Annotated in this window: 15 protein-coding genes; 3 read left to right on the forward strand and 12 right to left on the reverse strand. The window is 71.2% G+C overall.

The annotated features are described in order from the left end of the window. Window positions 1-118: 118 nt before the first annotated feature. A complete protein-coding gene (locus ACQPZQ_RS41610; RefSeq protein ID WP_433289977.1) occupies window positions 119-805 on the reverse strand; it encodes a hypothetical protein in 687 nt (228 codons plus the stop codon). Window positions 806-1,030: 225 nt separating this feature from the next. Between ACQPZQ_RS41610 and ACQPZQ_RS41615 the strand changes: the two genes are divergently transcribed. Together ACQPZQ_RS41615 and ACQPZQ_RS41620 are read left to right on the forward strand one after the other, a co-directional pair. Further along, the gene (locus ACQPZQ_RS41615) at window positions 1,031-1,807 is read left to right on the forward strand and encodes an ABC transporter ATP-binding protein (protein ID WP_433289978.1); all 777 of its coding nucleotides are present in this window, start codon (window positions 1,031-1,033) and stop codon (window positions 1,805-1,807) included. 5 nt (window positions 1,808-1,812) lie between these two features. Further along, window positions 1,813-3,720, forward strand: a complete 1,908-nt coding sequence (locus ACQPZQ_RS41620) for an FtsX-like permease family protein (protein ID WP_433289979.1) — start codon at window positions 1,813-1,815, stop codon at window positions 3,718-3,720. 9 nt (window positions 3,721-3,729) lie between these two features. Here ACQPZQ_RS41620 and ACQPZQ_RS41625 read toward each other — a convergent pair whose 3' ends face one another. Then, complete coding sequence (locus ACQPZQ_RS41625) at window positions 3,730-4,524, reverse strand: MIP/aquaporin family protein (protein ID WP_433289980.1); 795 nt, start codon at window positions 4,522-4,524, stop codon at window positions 3,730-3,732. Window positions 4,525-4,659: 135 nt separating this feature from the next. On the opposite strand from ACQPZQ_RS41625, the gene ACQPZQ_RS41630 reads away from it, so the two are divergent. After that, the gene (locus ACQPZQ_RS41630) at window positions 4,660-6,297 is read left to right on the forward strand and encodes an ABC-F family ATP-binding cassette domain-containing protein (protein ID WP_433289981.1); all 1,638 of its coding nucleotides are present in this window, start codon (window positions 4,660-4,662) and stop codon (window positions 6,295-6,297) included. Window positions 6,298-6,390: 93 nt separating this feature from the next. Here the strand turns inward: ACQPZQ_RS41630 and ACQPZQ_RS41635 are convergent, their stop codons facing one another. The 10 genes from ACQPZQ_RS41635 to ACQPZQ_RS41680 form a co-directional block, all read right to left on the reverse strand. Then, window positions 6,391-7,401, reverse strand: coding sequence for an aldo/keto reductase family protein (locus tag ACQPZQ_RS41635; RefSeq protein WP_433289982.1), 1,011 nt, complete (start codon window positions 7,399-7,401; stop codon window positions 6,391-6,393). 133 nt (window positions 7,402-7,534) lie between these two features. Further along, the gene (locus ACQPZQ_RS41640; protein WP_344725887.1) at window positions 7,535-7,843 is read right to left on the reverse strand and encodes an adhesin; all 309 of its coding nucleotides are present in this window, start codon (window positions 7,841-7,843) and stop codon (window positions 7,535-7,537) included. A gap of 62 nt (window positions 7,844-7,905) precedes the next feature. Beyond that, window positions 7,906-8,733 (reverse strand): aldo/keto reductase, encoded by an 828-nt coding sequence (locus ACQPZQ_RS41645; RefSeq protein WP_433289983.1) that lies wholly within the window; start codon window positions 8,731-8,733, stop codon window positions 7,906-7,908. A 31-nt stretch (window positions 8,734-8,764) separates the two neighbouring features. Next, a complete protein-coding gene (locus tag ACQPZQ_RS41650; RefSeq protein WP_433289984.1) occupies window positions 8,765-9,604 on the reverse strand; it encodes a patatin-like phospholipase family protein in 840 nt (279 codons plus the stop codon). Next, window positions 9,601-10,233: a DUF998 domain-containing protein gene (locus ACQPZQ_RS41655; RefSeq protein ID WP_433289985.1), complete on the reverse strand. Its 633-nt coding sequence runs from the start codon at window positions 10,231-10,233 to the stop codon at window positions 9,601-9,603. Before ACQPZQ_RS41655 ends, ACQPZQ_RS41650 begins: the two co-directional genes overlap by 4 nt. A gap of 141 nt (window positions 10,234-10,374) precedes the next feature. Beyond that, a complete protein-coding gene (locus tag ACQPZQ_RS41660; protein WP_433289986.1) occupies window positions 10,375-11,199 on the reverse strand; it encodes a hypothetical protein in 825 nt (274 codons plus the stop codon). Between the two features lie 102 nt (window positions 11,200-11,301). After that, window positions 11,302-14,184: an FAD-binding and (Fe-S)-binding domain-containing protein gene (locus ACQPZQ_RS41665; protein ID WP_433289987.1), complete on the reverse strand. Its 2,883-nt coding sequence runs from the start codon at window positions 14,182-14,184 to the stop codon at window positions 11,302-11,304. A gap of 4 nt (window positions 14,185-14,188) precedes the next feature. Continuing rightward, a complete protein-coding gene (locus ACQPZQ_RS41670; RefSeq protein ID WP_433289988.1) occupies window positions 14,189-14,680 on the reverse strand; it encodes an FmdB family zinc ribbon protein in 492 nt (163 codons plus the stop codon). 56 nt (window positions 14,681-14,736) lie between these two features. After that, window positions 14,737-16,032: a hydroxyacid-oxoacid transhydrogenase gene (locus ACQPZQ_RS41675; protein ID WP_433289989.1), complete on the reverse strand. Its 1,296-nt coding sequence runs from the start codon at window positions 16,030-16,032 to the stop codon at window positions 14,737-14,739. A 38-nt stretch (window positions 16,033-16,070) separates the two neighbouring features. Next, window positions 16,071-16,883, reverse strand: coding sequence for an N-acyl homoserine lactonase family protein (locus tag ACQPZQ_RS41680; protein ID WP_433289990.1), 813 nt, complete (start codon window positions 16,881-16,883; stop codon window positions 16,071-16,073). Between the last annotated feature and the right edge of the window lie 35 nt (window positions 16,884-16,918).

Raw genomic sequence — 16,918 nt, forward strand, 5'->3', positions numbered from 1 at the left:
CCGATGCGAAGTGCGGCCAGTGAACCCCTCCGGTCGCTGATCCACAACCTCCGAATGAGCATCACTTTGCTCAGTCATTACGTCGTCCAGCGGTAATCGCGGGCTCGATACAGCCTCATCAGGGACGCTGGTCGATGATCGCGCCGAGTCGTCCGCCGTCGTCGCGGACCCATACCCGCAGTGCCGGGTCGATGGCGTCGAGCACGGCCTCCAGGTCGGCGACGCGGGCGGGAATGTCCTCGCGGATGAGGGGCTCGTGGTGCGCAATGCGATTGCGGACCTGGTGCAGGCGGATCACCGGTTCCTCCAGCTGCACCCGATCACGTCCCGGTAGGTGCGGAAAGGCGTGACGCATGGCGGGCCAGAGGGTGGCGCTGTAGCGGCGGGCGAGCAGATACCGCCAGAACCCGAAAGGCAGTTCCGCGACGATCTTTCCGGGTGGGACGCCGACGCCGGCGCTGCGGCGCGCGCGTCGTTTGGCCGTGATGATCTCGTCACGCGCACGCCGGTCGAGTTCGCCGTCGACGTCGTCGAACCAGGATCCGGCGATTCCGCGCATCCCGTGGCGCGTGGTGAGGGCGTCGTGGATCGCGTTGCGGAGCAGGACCTCGGTGTGGCCGAGTGTCTCCCATAGCGCCCCGGCAAGAATCGCGTTCCACCGATAGAGGAGCAGCGCGCGGTCGAGGTCGCCCTGGCAGGCCTCGACGTAGGTGGCCACACGGGGGACGGCGAGCCTGTCCTGGATGCGCGCGGCGCCGACGACAGGAACTACGGACCGGCATCCTCCGGGCGGGGAGGTCGACACCCTCTGGTCGCTCCTCTAAACTGGCCTGCGAAGACCCCGGAGCGATCCCTGGCCGTCCACCGCGACGAGCTACATCACCGGGGTTTCTGCGTTCTCCCCATCAGTCTGCCGTTGCCCCGCGGTGTCGATCATCCGGCAGGCGCACCGCCGGGTGGGGCGTTCCCCACCTCGCGCTCGGGGGCGCAGCGCAATGCCCATGGGGACCTGGGCCGATGGAATCTCCCCATGACGACGACCACGAACCCCGCGCCGATGATCCCTGCGGCGATGCGCCCCCGCACCACCCCCGCCGTGGCACTGCGCGGTGTGAGCCGCACCTACGGCACCGGACCCGCGGCGGTACGCGCCGTCGACCATGTGGACCTCGAATTCCCCCGTGGCACCTGGACCGCGGTGATGGGCCCGTCGGGTTCGGGGAAGTCGACGCTGCTGCACTGCGCAGCAGGCCTCGAACGCGTCGACGCCGGGCAGGTGCTGCTCGGCGACACCGACATCACCGGGGCGAGCGACGGCGAGCTCACCGCGCTCCGTCGCGACCGCGTCGGGTTCGTGTTCCAGAGCTTCAACCTGCTCGGGGCGCTCACCGCGGAGCAGAATGTGGCGCTCCCACTGCGACTTGCCGGGAGACGACCACCGAGATCGCAGGTACGGGCCGTGCTCACGGCCGTCGGCATGGCCGACCGCGCCCGGCACCGGCCACGTGAGCTGTCCGGCGGCCAGCAGCAGCGCGTGGCGATCGCCCGCGCGATGGTGACCCGCCCCGAGGTGCTGTTCGCCGACGAGCCGACCGGAGCTCTCGACTCCACGTCGGCGCGCACCGTGCTCGCCCTCCTGCGCGCGATGGTGGACGGCGGCCAGACGATCGTGATGGTCACGCACGACCCGGCCGCGGCGGCTCACGCCGATGCCGTCGTGTTCCTGCGCGACGGGCGCGTGGACGACCTGATGGTCGGTGCCACCGCCCGGGACGTGGCCGACCGCCTCGTGGCACTGGAGCGCTGAGACCGATGCTGCGACTGTCCTGGTCCACATTCACCGAGCGCTGGGCGCTCTTCATCGGGGCCGCGCTGACCGTGTGCCTCGGCGTCGCGCTCGTGCAGTCGTCCCTGCTCGTCCTGATCTCCGCGGCCACCCTCGACACCCCGGCCGGGCTCGGTGCGGCCGAGTACGCCGCCTTCACCGAGGGCACCGAGCTCGCCATCACCCTCTCCGCACTGACCCTCGGCTTCTCGGCTTTCCTCACGGTGTTCATCGTCGGGTCGACGTTCGCGTTCACCGTCGCCCAGCGGCGCCGCGACCTCGCACTGCTCCGCCTTGCCGGAGCCGGTCGCGGCCAGCTCCGCCGGCTGCTCATCGGCGAGGCCGTGCTGCTCGGGGCGATCGGCACCGCCGCCGGGGTCCCGGTGGGCCTGGCCGTGATGTCGTTCCAGACGTGGCTCCTCGAGACGCTCGGCTTCGTGCCGCCCGGCTTCACGCCGCAGTGGCGCACCTGGATCCTCGGCGTCTCGATCGGCGTCGGCATCGGCATCGCGCTGGCCGGGGTGCTCGTCGCTGCGCGGCGCGCGTCCCGCGTGCGACCGCTGGAGGCGCTGCGGGACACCGGCGAGGCGGCCCGCGTGATGACGGCGGGCCGATGGGGCATCGGACTGCTGTTCCTCGCAGGCGCCGTGAGCCTGGTGATCCTGGCGCCCGTTGGTGGCAGCGGGGGCGGCCAGGCCATGGCCGTGAACGCGGCACTGTGCGCGGCGGTGGCCTTCAGCGCGCTGAGCCCGCTGCTGGTGCCAGGGGTCGCCCGCCTGCTCCCCGTAGGGGGAGGTGGCGTGCTCACCGAGCTGGCCAGGGCGAACCTGCGCGACGGTGTGCGGCGCAGCGCGTCGGTCGCCGCACCGCTGATCGTGCTGGTCGGAATCGTGCTCGGGCAGAGCGGGGCGCTCACCTCCTTCGCGGCCGCCGGTGAGGTCGAGCAACGCCGGGGCACAACTGGTGATCTCGTGGTCGAGACCACCGGTCCGGTGGGAGAGCGGATCAGCGGCGTTCCCGGCGTGGCCGGTGCCTCCACCGAGATCGCGGTGCCGATCTGGGTCACCGTCGGCAGCGGTGAGGACGCCGAGACCTCGACGGGCACCGGCCTCGTCGTCGACCCGCAGGCCTACGAGCGGTTCCACCCCGGCACCGGGACGCTGGCCACCCTGCAGGGGCGCGCCGTTGCGAGCGGCCCCACCGGGGACATGCCGGGGGCGGGTGCGACGGTCGCCGTCCGCGCGGGCGAGAGCGACCTCGGACCGCTGCCGGTGGTCGCCGCGGTGCCCACCCGGATCGCCGGTGGCCCGCAGTTGCTGCTCCCGCCGGGGCTCGTACCGACGCCCGAGCTCGCAGGCGCGCCCTCCCGGACCTTCGTCGCGCTCGCGCCCGGCGCCGACCCTGCGACGGTCACGGCGGCACTCGGCGCCGTGGGCGAGGTGCTCACCGTGGACGACTGGATCGCGCGTGACGCCGCGGAGCGGAGCGACACGAGCGCCGGCGTCTTCCTGGTGATCATGGGCCTGGGCGGGATGTACGCGCTGATCGGCGTGGCCAACGCCGTGGTGGTCGGGGCATCGGCGCGGCGGGCGGAGTTCGCCACCGCCCGGGCCGGAGGCCTGACCCGCGGCCAGGTGGTTCGCATGGCCCTGGTGGAGTCGTGGGCGGTCACGGTCATCGGCCTGCTGCTCGGCACGCTCGCCGCGGCGGCCACGTTCATCGCGGTGCTGGGCACGACGAGCGCGATCGCCGGGGTCGCCACGCTGTCCTTGCCGTGGACGTTCGTCCTCACCGTCGGCGCCGGTGCGTTCCTGGTGACGGGCGCGACGAGCGTGTTCACCACGCTCTCCGCCACCCGTACTCAGCCCGTGGCCCTGCTGGGCGCCCGCGAGTAGGGCACCGGTTCAGGCAGCTCCGGCTCGCGCGGGTTCGGGGCCCGAGAGGTTGTACGTCAGCGGCTGGTGCGTGTGGAAGCGGCGGATCAGGAGGTGGTGGAGCCCGGCGCCGAGAACCGCACCGATGACCGGGGCGACGAGATAGATCCAGAGGTCCGTGCCCTGAGCGCTCAGCAGGGCCGGACCCCACTGGCGCGCCGGGTTCGCGGATCCCCCGCTCAACGGCCCGAGGAGAGCGATGATCGCTGCGAGCGCGACAGCGAGTGCGGGCGGCAGAAAGCGGTGCCACCGCGGGTGTGCCAGGAAGAACCCGACGAGCAGGATCAGTCCGAGGGTGCAGCCGACCTCGGCGAGGAAGACCGCAGGCGGATCCCACGTCGGCGCGGGGCGGATCGCGGCGTACGCGATGTCCGCGGACCCGACGATCGGGCCCCACGTCAGACGTGCGAGGACGACCCCCAGAACCGATCCCGTGAGTTGGGCGACGACATAGGGGAGCACGGACAGCCCGGGGAAGACGTCCATGAGCCACAACGCGGCGGTCACGGCCGGGTTCATGTGCCCACCGCTGCGGCGCCCGGGTGGCGAGAGGATCAACGCGACGAGCAGGAGGCCGCTGAAGGCCCCGATCACGGCGAGTGCGATCCCCAGGTCGGCCACGTATATCGGTGAGGACGGTGCCCGAAGCCACCGAGTGACGCTGACCACCAGGAACAACAGCACCGCGGTGAGTCCGAGCTCATCGAGCGACCGCGACAACGGCAGTGGTGGCGGGCACGGCGGACGATCGGTCGGCGCGCTCATGACCCCGAGTGTAGTCACCAAAAATGACGATCATTCGCCCTTACGAAAAATTGACGGGTCGAACCGATACCGGACGACGGCGCAACCTGACCGCAGCGGGCCTGCGCAGTCGCGGGCAGTAGCGTGGACGGCGCCATGAGCGCCACCCTCCAGGCCACCGATCTCGCCGCCGGCCACGGCGCCCGCGTCCTGTTCTCCGGTCTCGACCTGGTCGTCGCACCCGGCGACGTCGTCGGGCTCGTCGGCGCCAACGGTGCCGGCAAATCCACGCTGCTACGACTCCTCGCAGGTGAGCTCGAGCCGGAAGAAGGCAAGATCGTCCTCAGCCCGCCCGACGCGACCGTGGGGCACCTCCCCCAGGAGCCCGACCGCCGACCAGGGGAGACGGTGGCCGCGTTCCTCGCCCGCCGCACCGGCGTCAGCGGGGCCCAGGCGGCGATGGACGAGGCCGCCGAGGCGCTCGCGGAAGGTACCGAGGGCTCCGACGACACCTATGCCGCCGCGTTGGACCGCTGGCTCGCCCTCGGCGGGGCCGATCTGGACGAGCGTGCGGCCGACGTCGCCGCCGAGGTCGGGCTGGCGGTCGACCTGGACACCCTGATGACCGCCCTCTCCGGAGGGCAGGCCGCCCGCGCGGGGCTCGCCGCGCTGCTGCTCTCGCGCTACGACGTGCTCCTGCTCGACGAACCGACCAACGACCTCGACCTCGACGGCCTGGAGCGCCTGGAGCGCTTCGTGCAGGGATTGAGGTCGCCTGCGGTGATCGTCAGCCACGACCGCGAGTTCCTCGCCCGCACGGTCAACCGCGTCGTCGAACTCGACCTCGCTCAGCAGCAGGTGGGCGTCTACGACGGCGGGTACGACAGCTACCTCGCCGAGCGTGAGGTGGCCCGCCGTCACGCCCGCGAGGCCTACGAGGAGTACGCCGACACCGTCGGTGGGCTCAAGGAGCGGGCCCAGATGCAGCGCAACTGGATGGCCCAGGGCGTGCGCAACGCGCGGCGCAAGGCGACCGACAACGACAAGATCAGCCGGAAGACCCGCGCGGAGGCCAGTGAGAAGCAGGCCGCCAAGGCCCGCCAGACGCAACGGCTGATCGAGCGGCTGGAGGTGGTCGAGGAGCCGCGCAAGGAGTGGGAGCTGCGCATGACGATCGCGGCCGCACCCCGCTCCGGCACCGTCGTCGCGTCGATGTCCGGTGCGGTCGTGCACCGGGGTTCGTTCACGCTCGGCCCCATCGACGCGCGCGTCGACTGGGCCGACCGCATCGTGATCACCGGAGCGAACGGGTCGGGCAAGACCACGCTGCTCGGCGCGCTGCTGGGCCGCATCCCCGTCGACTCCGGGGCGGCAGGGCTGGGCTCGGGTGTCCGGCTCGGGGAGATCGACCAGGCCCGCGGCCTCTTCCTGGGCCCGCAGCCGCTCACCCGCGCCTTCGGCGAGGCGGTGCCGGACTGGCCCGAGTCGGACGTCCGCACGCTCCTGGCCAAGTTCGGCCTGACCGGGGACCACGCCCCGCGCCCCGCGAACGAGCTCTCCCCCGGCGAACGCACCCGGGCGGCGCTCGCCCTCCTGCAGGCCCGTGAGGTGAACCTGCTGGTGCTCGACGAGCCCACGAACCACCTCGACCTGCCCGCCATCGAGCAGCTCGAGCAGGCGCTCGACTCATTCCCCGGCACGGTGCTGCTGGTCACCCACGACCGGCGCATGCTCGACACCGTTCGCGCCACCCGCCGCTGGACGGTGGCGGACGGGCAGCTCACGGAGTCATGAGCCGCCACCGGTGGCCTGCGCACCGGCTGCCGTGGCGGGATGAGCGCCCTGGTACCGGTGCGCGAGCGACCAGTGGACCGTCGGCCGGGCCGATCAGCTCACCCGGGTCTTCGGCGCGTTCATCGCGGTGCGGGCGGGGTCGTGGTCCACGACGTCGCCCAGCGCCTCGTCGATGCGCTTCATGACCTCCGGCTCCAGCTTCACACCCGAGGCCTTGACGTTCTCTGCCACCTGCTCGGGCCGGCTCGCCCCGATGATGGCCGCGGCGACGTTGTCGTTCTGCAGCACCCAGGCCACCGCCAGCTGCGCCATCGACAGGCCCAGGTCGGCAGCGATCGGCTCGAGCTGCTGCACGCGGGTGAGCGTCTCGTCGTTCAGGAAGCGCTTGATCGTGGTGGCGCCACCCTTCTCGTCAGTGGCGCGTGACCCGGAAGGAAGCTCCGCACCCGGCTTGTACTTGCCGGTGAGCACGCCCTGCGCGATCGGGGAGAAGACGACCTGGCTGACCCCCAGCTCCGCCGACGTGGGGACGACCTCGGCCTCGATCACTCGCCAGAGCATGGAGTACTGCGGCTGGTTCGAGACGAGCTGGATCCCGAGCTCGGTCGCGAGGGCGTGGCCAGCCCGCACCTGCTCGGCCGTCCACTCGCTGACCCCGATGTAGTGCGCCTTGCCCGCCCGCACGACGTCGGCGAAGGCCCGCATCGTCTCCTCGAGCGGAGTCTCGGTGTCGTACCGGTGGGCCTGGTAGACGTCGACGTAGTCGGTCTGCAGCCTGGTCAGGCTCGCGTTGATCGACTCCATGATGTGCTTGCGGGAGAGGCCGCTGTCGTTGGGCCCCTTCGGCCCGGTGGGCCAGTAGACCTTCGTGAGGATCTCCAGCGACGCCCTGCGCTCGCCCTTCAGCGCCTCACCGAGCACGGTCTCGGCCGCGCCGTTGGCGTAGACGTCAGCGGTGTCGAAGGTGGTGATTCCGGCATCGAGAGCAGCGCGGACGCACGCGGTGGCGGCGTCGTTCTCGATCTGAGACCCATGGGTGAGCCAGTTGCCGTACGTGATCTCCGAGATCTTCAATCCGGAGTCGCCCAAATACCGATAGTCCACGCTCAGACACTATGTCCAGGGCGAACAGGGCACCACGGGGGCGGGATCACATCACGTGCGACGTCAAAAGGGGTGGCACGCCGGCACACTGCACGTACCGGTCGTACCACCCCTGGGGGACTCGGGGCGAGGCTCAGGCCTCCGGCTGCCCCTCCTGCAGCCCTATGGCGAAGCGGAGCTCGGGCTGGCCGTCGGCACCCGGTACCGGCTGGACGTCGAGCACCTTGTCGTCCAGGACCTCCGCCGCCGTCGGTTCGAGGAAGACGCTCACCCCCTCGCCGGAGAGGACCACGTCTTCCGCACCGGGCTGGCCTGCGAGGGAGAGCTCTAGGCCCTGCTCAGGGTCGGGGGCGGAGATGCGCAGGCCCCCACCGTCGGGCAGCTCGGCGTCGGTGGTCAGGGACTTGATGGCTTCGGCCGCGTTATCGGTGATTGCCAACATCGGCGCAACGCTAGGGCGACGAGGCCTTGCCCGCAGCGTGGAGCAGCCCGATCGGTGGTCGATCAGCCGAAGACGTCGGGATCCGGTCCGAGGCGACGGCCGTTCTCGAGCTCGCTGATGCTCGCCACATCGTCGTCGGAGAGCTCGAAGTCGAACACGTCGATGTTCTCGCTGATACGCGAGGCCGTCACCGACTTCGGGATGACGATGTTGCCGAGCTGGAGATGCCAGCGCAGCACGATCTGGGCGGGGCTCTTCCCGTACTTCTCGGCGAGCGCCACGACCACCTGCTCGGCGAGCAGGTCCCCGCCCTTGCCCAGCGGGCTCCAGGCCTCGGTCGCGATCCCGTGCTTCTGGTGGTAGGCGCGGAGCTCGGATTGCGGGAGCCAGGGGTGCAGCTCGATCTGGTTCAGTGCGGGCACCGTGCCGGTCTCCGCGGCCAGGCGCTGGAGGTCGGGAACGCGGAAGTTGGAGACCCCGATCGCGCGCGCCTTGCCGTCCGACGCGATCTTCTCGAAGGCCCGCCAGGTCTCGACGAAGAGGTTCGCCTTCGGACGCGGCCAGTGGATCAGGAAGAGGTCGACGTGGTCGAGGCCGAGGCGCCCAAGGCTCTCGTCGAGGGCAGCGATCGCCTCGTCGTGACCGTGGCGGCTGTTGGCCAGCTTGGTGGTGACGAAGACCTCGCTGCGCGGGATTCCCGACTCGCGGATCGCCTGCCCGACGCCCTCTTCGTTGTTGTAGCCCTGCGCAGTGTCGATGTGCCGGTAGCCGGCCTCCAACGCCATGCGTACGGCGGGGGCGGTCTGGTCCGGGTCGATCTGGAAAACGCCGAATCCCAGCTGGGGGATCGAGACGCCGTTGTTGAGTCGAAGATTCGGTACGCGCGACATGAACCGGAGGCTACCCACGAGGCGCCCGGCGCTAACTGCTCCACACCTCGGCCACGGCCTCGGCAGCCGCAGCAGCCTGTGCTCGCCCGGCCCGTGCCGAGGGGGCCCGGCGCGCGGGGTCGAGCACGTTACGACCGATGGCCGTCACCGCCGCGGTGTCCGGGCTCACCACCGTGACCCGGGACCCGTCGGCGCGCAGCGCAGCGACCTGCGCGTCCACGCCGACCAACGGCCCGATCCCCCGCACGACGGGTGCGATGACGACGACCCGGGGAAACCCGGCGGCGAGGTCGGCGTTGACCGGCGAGCGCACCCCGCCGTCGATGAACCGGCGCCCTGCCGTGGTCACCGGCGGCCAGATCCCCGGCACCGCGCAGCTGGCCGCCACGGCCTCGACGAGCGGCGCGCCGGCGTCGCGGTCGAACACGACGAACTCGCCGGTGTGGGCGTCGACGGCGGTGATGCGCAGCGCGCGCTCCGGCCACTCGTGCACCGGCAACCGCTCCCCGATCACCCTGATCCGCTCGGCCTCGGGCACGGAGCTCGCCCGCAGCGCGAGCCTCCCGATACGGGCCCGCACCCGCTGCGCGTCGGGTCGCCCGATCATCGCGAGCCCCAGCCGCAGCATCGTGCCCTTGTCGAGCGCCGCGGCGCGCTCGCCCGGGGGCTGGGCAAGCTGCGCCCCGTACCGCTCCTCGACGTCGACGCCGGTGGCGATCTGGGCGCCGACCACGGCACCGGCCGACGTGCCGACGATGAGGTCGGCACCGGTGAGGTCGATGCCCCGCTCGGCCAGCCCGGCGAGGAGCCCGAGCTCCCACGCGATTCCGGTGATGCCCCCACCGCCGAGTACGAGCGCCCGATCCGTCATGGGGTGACCTCCCTCGCGGCCCACCGGCCGAGCACGACGACAGTGACGACGGCGGTGATCGCCAACCCGCGCTCGACCAGCCCGAGCGGCACCAGCTGCCACCACGGCACACCGGTGAAGGGGCGCAACGCGACGGCCACGACGATCACGCCGAGCCACCCCAGTGTGAGCGCGCCCGACCACCGCGACCAGGCCGCGAACGCACCCCACCGCGGATCGGCCCGCCACCGCCTGCCGAGCGCCAGCGCCGCCAGGGGCAGGCTGCTGAACGCGGCCAGGCTCGCGAAGCGGTGCACGTACCCGCTCGGCGTCGGCCCCACGGACCAGTTGGCCTTGTCGAACGCGACGACGGCCACGAGTGCCACCGTCCAGACCGCCAGGAGGGCCGCGGCGATCGAGCGCCTTGGCACGATCCCGGCCCGCACCAGGGCCAGCAGCACGAGCGCGGAACCCGCCGCGAGCCCCAGCACGCCGACGTCGAACATCCAGTCGGAGTCGCCGAGCGCGTACTCGCTGATCGTGCGCCGCACGGGGTTGACCTGGTCTGCCGCCACGACGTGCAGCAGCCCCACCAGCACCACCGCGATCCCCGCGCCCACCAGCCCCAACGCCGCCAGCGTCCTCGTCATCGCACGATCAGGAGGTGCAGGAGCGGACACGGGCTTCCTCCTGGGGAGCGCGGGGTTGCACCGTGAACGACGACCGGGGCGGCGCCGTTCCCCGCAATCGCTCGCCCAGGTCCACACCCGATCCGAGCCGGGGACAAGCGGTCATCCGGTACTTGCCGGGGCCGCTCGGTCTGCTTGGCGCAGGAGTGCCGGGATCGCAAAGCCCGCGACGATAAAGGCGATCCCCAGCCAGGTCGGCCCACCGTCGAGGACGAGGCTGAGGATGCCGATCGGGACGAGCCACCTGGCCAGTGGGTCGAGCAGCGAGACCACCGACGGCGACGGCTCGGTGCGGCCCTGCTCCCGCGCGACCCGAGCCCGCGCGACGCCGGGGTACCACTCGGAGAACTGCAGCGCCACGATGATCGCTCCGATCTGGATGACCCAGCCCGTCCAGATGTTGTTGCTGTTCTGCAGCACGGCGTCGCCGTAGAAACCCGCGACGGCGGAGACGAGGAACGCGCCTGCCCACACGCCGGTGATCACGTAGTTGGTGTGGACGAAGGTCGGCAGGTGCCAGTACTTCTGGTCGACCTGCTCGCGGGCGTACTGCAGGGTGAACGGCCTGCGCACGAGCATGGAACCGGCAGCGATGAGCACCAGCGTGATGTTGCTGATCTCCCCGATCCAGGTCTCCAGCCACGCCTTGCCGACCGGGTTGATCAGCAGCACGAGGATGAGCAGCCCGGCGAAGAAGATCACATCGACCACGGTGAGCAGCTTCAGGGAACGCCCTCGGGCGATGTCGGCGACGAGGAAGACCACGGACAGTGCAAGGGCGATCCCCGCAGCCCATTCGATCCAGCCCTCCCCCTCCAGGACGCCCAGCACGATCCAGGGGGAGAGGCCGGTGAGCGGCCCGTCCAGTATCCGCCCGAGACGGCTCGGGCTGCCGGTCGTCGGTGTTGCCGCTGAGTCGCCGGTCACGTCCTCTCCCGTCCCCGGTGGAACGAGCGTCCTGGAGTGAGCTCGCTGCGCCACGTCGTGCGTTACGCCACGAGGCGCTGACGGGCTCCTGGTCGGTCCAGGTCAGGAGGTCGGGGTGAGGCCGAGCGCGTGGGCGGCCAGCTGCGCGAGGTGGACCGGTTCGCGGGTGCCGGCCTGGCGGAGCTGGGTGCGGCAGCTGAAGCCGTCCGCGACGACGGCAACGGCTGGGTCCGCCGCGCGTACCGCAGGGAGGAGCACCCGTTCGGCGCACGCCATCGACACGTCGTAGTGGCCCTTCTCGAACCCGAAGTTGCCTGCCAGCCCGCAGCAGCCCGAGTCGAGCACCTCGGCCTCGACGCCGAGCGCGGCCATGACGGCGCGGTCGTCGTCGTTGCCGAGCTCGGCGTGCTGGTGACAGTGCACCTGGACGAGCGCCCGCAGACCCTGCGTGACGACGCCGTCCCGCAACTCGTCGGCGTGCTGGGCGAGCAACTCGGCGAAGGTGCGCACGCCGGTGGCCGCGAGCCCGGCGAGCGGGTCGCCGGGGAGCAGCTCGGCGGCGTCGGCACGCAGCGCCGCCGTGCACGACGGTTCGAGCCCGACGACAGGCACCCCCTCCAGGAGCCACGGCTCGACCGTGCGCAGGCTGCGGCGCAGCACACGGCGCGCGGTGTCGACCTGGCCCGTGGAGGTCCAGGTGAGCCCACAGCAGACCTCGCGTGGCGGCAGCTCGACGGCATAGCCGAGCCGTTCGAGCACGGCGACGGCGGCGGCGGCGACAGTGGGGTCGAAGTGGTTGGTGAAGGTGTCGGGCCACAGCAGGAGACGTCCCCGCGATGCGTCGGCCGTGCGGGCATGGCGCCGGCTCCGCCGAACACCGGTGTAGCGGCGCCGGGCGATCGGCGGGATCGCGCGCTGCGGGTCGATCCCGCCCACCCGCTTCGCCAGCGCCCCCAGCCTGCCCCGCCCGGCGGCGTTCAGGCCGTCGACCATGCGGGCCGGGAGCCGTCCCACCAGGCGTAGCCATCGCGGCAGGGCACCCATGGAGTAGTGCGACGCCGGTCGCAGCTTGCGCCGGTAGCGCTGAGCGAGGAACTCGGTCTTGTAGGCGGCCATGTCCACGCCCACCGGGCAGTCGCGTTTGCAGCCCTTGCAGGACAGGCACATGTCCAGCGCCTCGGCCACCTCGGGTGACTGCCAGCCACCGGTGACGACCTCTCCGGAGGCCATCTCGAACAGCAGCCGGGCACGTCCGCGGGTGGAGTGCATCTCCTCGCCCGTCGCGCGGTAGCTCGGGCACATCACCCCGCCGTGGTCGGTGATGCACTTGCCCACTCCGAGGCAGCGGCGGGTGGCGCGGGTGAACGAACCGCGGTCGTGCCCGAACGCCAGCACGGGCTCGTCGGGGAGGGTCGGCATGCCGACGAACACGCGCAGGTCCTCGTCGAGCTTCGCAGGGCGGACGACCCGGCCGGGGTTCATCCGGTCGTCGGGGTCCCAGACCCCTTTGAACTCCTCGAACGCCGCGATGATCTCCGGCGGGTACATGCGAGGGAGCAGCTCGGCGCGCGCGGCGCCGTCGCCGTGCTCCCCCGAGAGCGAACCACCGTGCGCGACGGCGAGGTCGGCCGCGTCCTCCATGAAGCTGCGGAAATCGGCGATCCCGGTAGGGCTCGCCAGGTCGAAGTCGATGCGGATGTGCAGGCAGCCGTCCCCGAAGTGCCCGTAGTAGGCGCCCCGCCGCCGGTGCTGGCTGAGCAGGGCGTCGAACTCGCGCAGGTAGGCACCGAACCGCTCCGGCGGCACGGCCGCGTCCTCCCAGCCGGGCCAGGCCTCGCCGCCGTCGGGCGAGCGCGTGACGATGCCGGCGCCGTCCTCCCGGATACGCCACAGCGCCTTCATCGCCGCCGGATCGGAGACGACCACGCTCGTCGCCCCGTACGGCTTCATCGCCGTGACGACGGCGTGCGCCGCGGCTTCGGCCTCGGCCCGGGTGGCGCCGCCGGTCTCGACGTAGAGCCAGCCGCCGCCCTCGGGGAGCGTGCGCGATGCCGTCTCCGCCGGGTTGTGCGCGCGCAGCGCCGCGATCAGCCCGGCGTCCATGCCCTCGATCGTCAACGGGCCGAGATCCCGCACCACGGTGACGTGGTCGGCGGCCAGGTAGGCGTCGGGGAAGCCGAGCACCGCCAGCGCGCGCACCGGAGGCGACTCGACGAGCCGGACCGTCGCCTCCAGCACCGTCACGCAGGTGCCCTCGGTCCCGACGACGGCCCGGGCCAGGTCGAAACCGTTCTCCGGGAGCAGCTGGTCGAGGTTGTACCCGGACACCCGCCGGGTGAGATCAGGGAACGACGCGCGCACGCCGTCGCCTGCGCGTTCTGCGAGCTTGCGGAGCGCGTCGGGGACGCGTCCGGTGGCAGGCACGCCCCGGCCCAGCTGCAGGTACTCCCCGCGGTAGGTGAGCACGTCGAGCGCGTGGACGTTCTCGACCGTCTTGCCCCAGGCCACCGAGTGCGACCCGCACGCGTTGTTGCCGATCATCCCGCCCAGCGTGCAGCGGTTGTGCGTGGACGGGTCGGGCCCGAACGTCAGGCCGTGCGGGCGGGCCGCGTCACGCAGCGCGTCGAGCACGAGGCCGGGCTGGACCCGCGCCGTGCGGGCCTCGGGATCGATCTCCAGCACCCGGTTCAGGTGTTTCGTGAAGTCCAGCACCACCGCCGTGTTGACCGCCTGTCCGGCGATGCTCGTGCCTGCGCCACGCGGGAGCACCGGCACCCCGTGAGTGCTGCAGACCGACACAGCGGCCTCGACGTCGTCGGGGTCGAGCGGGGTGACCAGCCCGATCGGCACCCGCCGGTAGTTCGAGGCGTCGGCGGAGTACATCGCGCGGGTGGCGGTGTCGAACCGGACGGGCCCACGGACGGCCTTGGCGAGGTCGGCGTGCAGGTCGGCGGTGTCGGAAGAGATGGGATGGGGCGTGCTCACGGGTTCAGTCTGGGGTGTTCGACGATGACGCACGTTCCGAGCCGGACGTGGGCTTGGCCGCAGGGGCCGCGGCCGGTTTGTCGCCGTGACCATGACCGTGCCCGTGGCCATGCCCGTGGCCGTGGCCGTGGCCGCTCGCCGCGCCCGGCACCGGGTCGCCCGCCCGCAGCGGTACGTCGTGATAGCGCCCTTCATGGGCGATGATCGGCCGCTGGTCGCCTGCCAGCTCCGGGTGCTTGGCCTCGAGCCGCTGGCGCCGCTCCCACTGCCGGCGCAGCCCCGTGACGTACTCGCGGTTCCCCTCGTAGGTGCCGCGCCAGGTCTGGGGCATCTGCTCCTTCGCGAGCCCCGTGTCGGCCTGACCGCCGAGGCTGAACCCCGCCGGGATCTTGCGCGTCTCCCCGCCGCAGGACGGGCAGGCCGGAGCGGCCGCGCCGAACGAGGCGAGGTGCTCGAAGCGCATCCCGCACTCGCACTTGAAGACGTAGATCGGCATATGCCCCTCCGAGCGGAACGGCGGCGGTCGACGTGGTCGGTCGACCGCCGCCACCTTCACCAGTTCTGGATCGACTTCGTCAGGATGTCGGCGATGTCGTCCTCGGTCGGCGTCTTCGGGCACGTGGCCAGGAGCCGCTGCTGCTTCATCGTGCCCGGCACGAGGTCGGGCACGTCCGACTCGGTGTAGCCGACGGCGCCGATCCCGTTGGGGATGTCGATGTCGCGCATGAGCGAGATCAGCACCGACGGAAGTTGCTCGCGCGGGTCGTTCACCTTGTCCGCGCGCGGATCCATCAGCTCGGCCGCCCGCAAGTGGCGTTCCGGCGCGCTCTCGAAGGAGAACCGGAACGCCTCGGGCGCGGTGAGCGACACCGACTGCCCGTGCGGGACCATCGGCTCCTCCTCCGGATAGCCCGCGGGGTGGTAGTCCTTCACCATCCCGGCGATCGGGTAGGCGTTGGCGTGCGGGATGTGCACGCCCGAGTTGCCGAATCCCATTCCGGCGAACGTGGCGGCCATCATCATGTTCGAGCGCGCCTCGAGGTTGTCGGCGCCTTCGTGCACCGCCTTGCGGAACGACTGCGCGATGAGGTTCATCGCCTTCTCGCACCACAGGTCCGACACCGGGTTGGAGCCGCAGTAGGTGACCCGCTCCTCGGGCTTCTTGCGGTCGAACGTGGTGTACCAGCGCGCGGTGTAGCTCTCCACCGCGTGGCAGACGATGTCCATCCCGGACGCCGCGGTGACCTGGGCCGGCAGGCTCATCGTCAGCAGCGGGTCGATCACGGCGAGGGTCGGGCGCAGCCGCCAGTGGCTGATCCCGGTCTTGACCTTCATCGACAGGATGTCCAGCACGCACATCGCAGTGGACTCCGAGCCGGTTCCCGCCGTGGTCGGGATCGCGATCAGCGGCTTGAGCTGGCCCGGCGGCGTCTTGGCGTTGCCGATCGGCTTGTTGATGTAGTCCATCAGCTCGCCGGGGTGGCTGGTGAGCAGGTTGATCGCCTTGGCGGTGTCGATCGCCGACCCGCCGCCGACGGCGATGAACCCGTCCCACGGCCCCTGCGCGCGGGCGTACTCGGTGGCCTTGTTCATCGAGTCGTCGGTGGGCTCGACGTGCACGCCGTCGAAGATCTCCGACTCGATGTCGTAGCGCCGCAGGTTGTCGGCGATGCGCTGCGGCGCCCCGAGCGAATGGATCCCCGGGTCGGTGACGATCAGCACGCGCTTCGCGCCGAGACCGGCCATCTCGAAGCCGACCTCGTCAGAGGCGCCGGCGCCGAACTTCAAGGGCGGCGCACCCCAGGTGAAGATCGTCTCCTCGGTGAGCTCCACGTCGGGCACTGTCATTTATTTCGCCTCCGCGGGAAGAAGTACGTCGACGGGCGTCACGTGTACGAGCCCTCCGGCGCCAGGCGCAGCTGGTGGATCTGCTCGGCGTCGTGCCCGAACACCATCGTCGCGTTGGTGTCCTCCTGGATGCCCCGCAGCTTCTCCACCGATGCGTAGAACTGCTCCAGGTTGTTGACGATGGCCGCGGGCGTGGCGGGAGGGCCGTAGCTCTCCCCCATGTAGACCGCATCGGAGGTGAAGATCATCGTGCCCGAGTCGGGGAGGGTGACCTGCATGGACATCGTGCCCACGGTGTGCCCCGGCGTCTCGATGAGCTTCACCCCGGGTAGGAACTCGGTGTCGCCGGAGACCGTCTGGAAGTCGAGGCCCTCGTAGTCGGTCTTGAGGTGCGCGCCGTTGAACAGGCCACCGAACCCGAAGGCGAACTCCCGCTCCTTCTCGTGGCAGACGAGCTTCGCGTTGGTGTTCTTGAACATCTGGGCGTTGCCGGCGTGGTCGAAGTGCAGGTGCGACAGGATGACGTAGTCGATCTCGTCGAGCCCCACGCCCATCTGGTTCAGGCGGGAGTCGAGGTACTCGTCGTCCGAGACCTTGTCGTACGGGAAGAACTCCTGCAGGCCGGTCGGCCCCCAGCGCTCGTCCCAGTCACGCGGGCAGCTGGTGTCCCAGAGGATCTTGCCCTCGTCGGTCTCCACGAGCACACAGTGGGAGGGGACGTCCACCCATGGCGCCGGGTTGTTCTTGTGGCTCCGATCGACGATCGAGCGCCCCGGCTTCAACAGCAACCAGGTCAGGTCCGCGGTCATCGCCCCGCACGGGATCACGCTCACCTTGTTCGCAGTCGCCATCGTGGTCCTCTCGACATTGAGATACGGCCCGCGCG

Origin of the sequence: Pseudonocardia sp. CA-142604, assembly GCF_050948475.1 — a bacterium.
Classification (GTDB): Bacteria; Actinomycetota; Actinomycetes; order Mycobacteriales; family Pseudonocardiaceae; genus Pseudonocardia; species Pseudonocardia alaniniphila.

Bases quoted from the DNA above. Each gene is read 5' to 3' on its own strand.
- ACQPZQ_RS41630 (WP_433289981.1), top strand. From the start codon at position 4,660: ATGAGCGCCACCCTCCAGGCCACCGATCTCGCCGCCGGCCACGGCGCC.
- ACQPZQ_RS41680 (WP_433289990.1), bottom strand. From the start codon at position 16,883: ATGGCGACTGCGAACAAGGTGAGCGTGATCCCGTGCGGGGCGATGACC.
- ACQPZQ_RS41645 (WP_433289983.1), bottom strand. From the start codon at position 8,733: ATGTCGCGCGTACCGAATCTTCGACTCAACAACGGCGTCTCGATCCCC.
- ACQPZQ_RS41620 (WP_433289979.1), top strand. From the start codon at position 1,813: ATGCTGCGACTGTCCTGGTCCACATTCACCGAGCGCTGGGCGCTCTTC.
- ACQPZQ_RS41640 (WP_344725887.1), bottom strand. From the start codon at position 7,843: ATGTTGGCAATCACCGATAACGCGGCCGAAGCCATCAAGTCCCTGACC.
- ACQPZQ_RS41675 (WP_433289989.1), bottom strand. From the start codon at position 16,032: ATGACAGTGCCCGACGTGGAGCTCACCGAGGAGACGATCTTCACCTGG.
- ACQPZQ_RS41655 (WP_433289985.1), bottom strand. From the start codon at position 10,233: ATGACGAGGACGCTGGCGGCGTTGGGGCTGGTGGGCGCGGGGATCGCG.
- ACQPZQ_RS41615 (WP_433289978.1), top strand. From the start codon at position 1,031: ATGACGACGACCACGAACCCCGCGCCGATGATCCCTGCGGCGATGCGC.
- ACQPZQ_RS41650 (WP_433289984.1), bottom strand. From the start codon at position 9,604: ATGACGGATCGGGCGCTCGTACTCGGCGGTGGGGGCATCACCGGAATC.
- ACQPZQ_RS41625 (WP_433289980.1), bottom strand. From the start codon at position 4,524: ATGAGCGCGCCGACCGATCGTCCGCCGTGCCCGCCACCACTGCCGTTG.
- ACQPZQ_RS41670 (WP_433289988.1), bottom strand. From the start codon at position 14,680: ATGCCGATCTACGTCTTCAAGTGCGAGTGCGGGATGCGCTTCGAGCAC.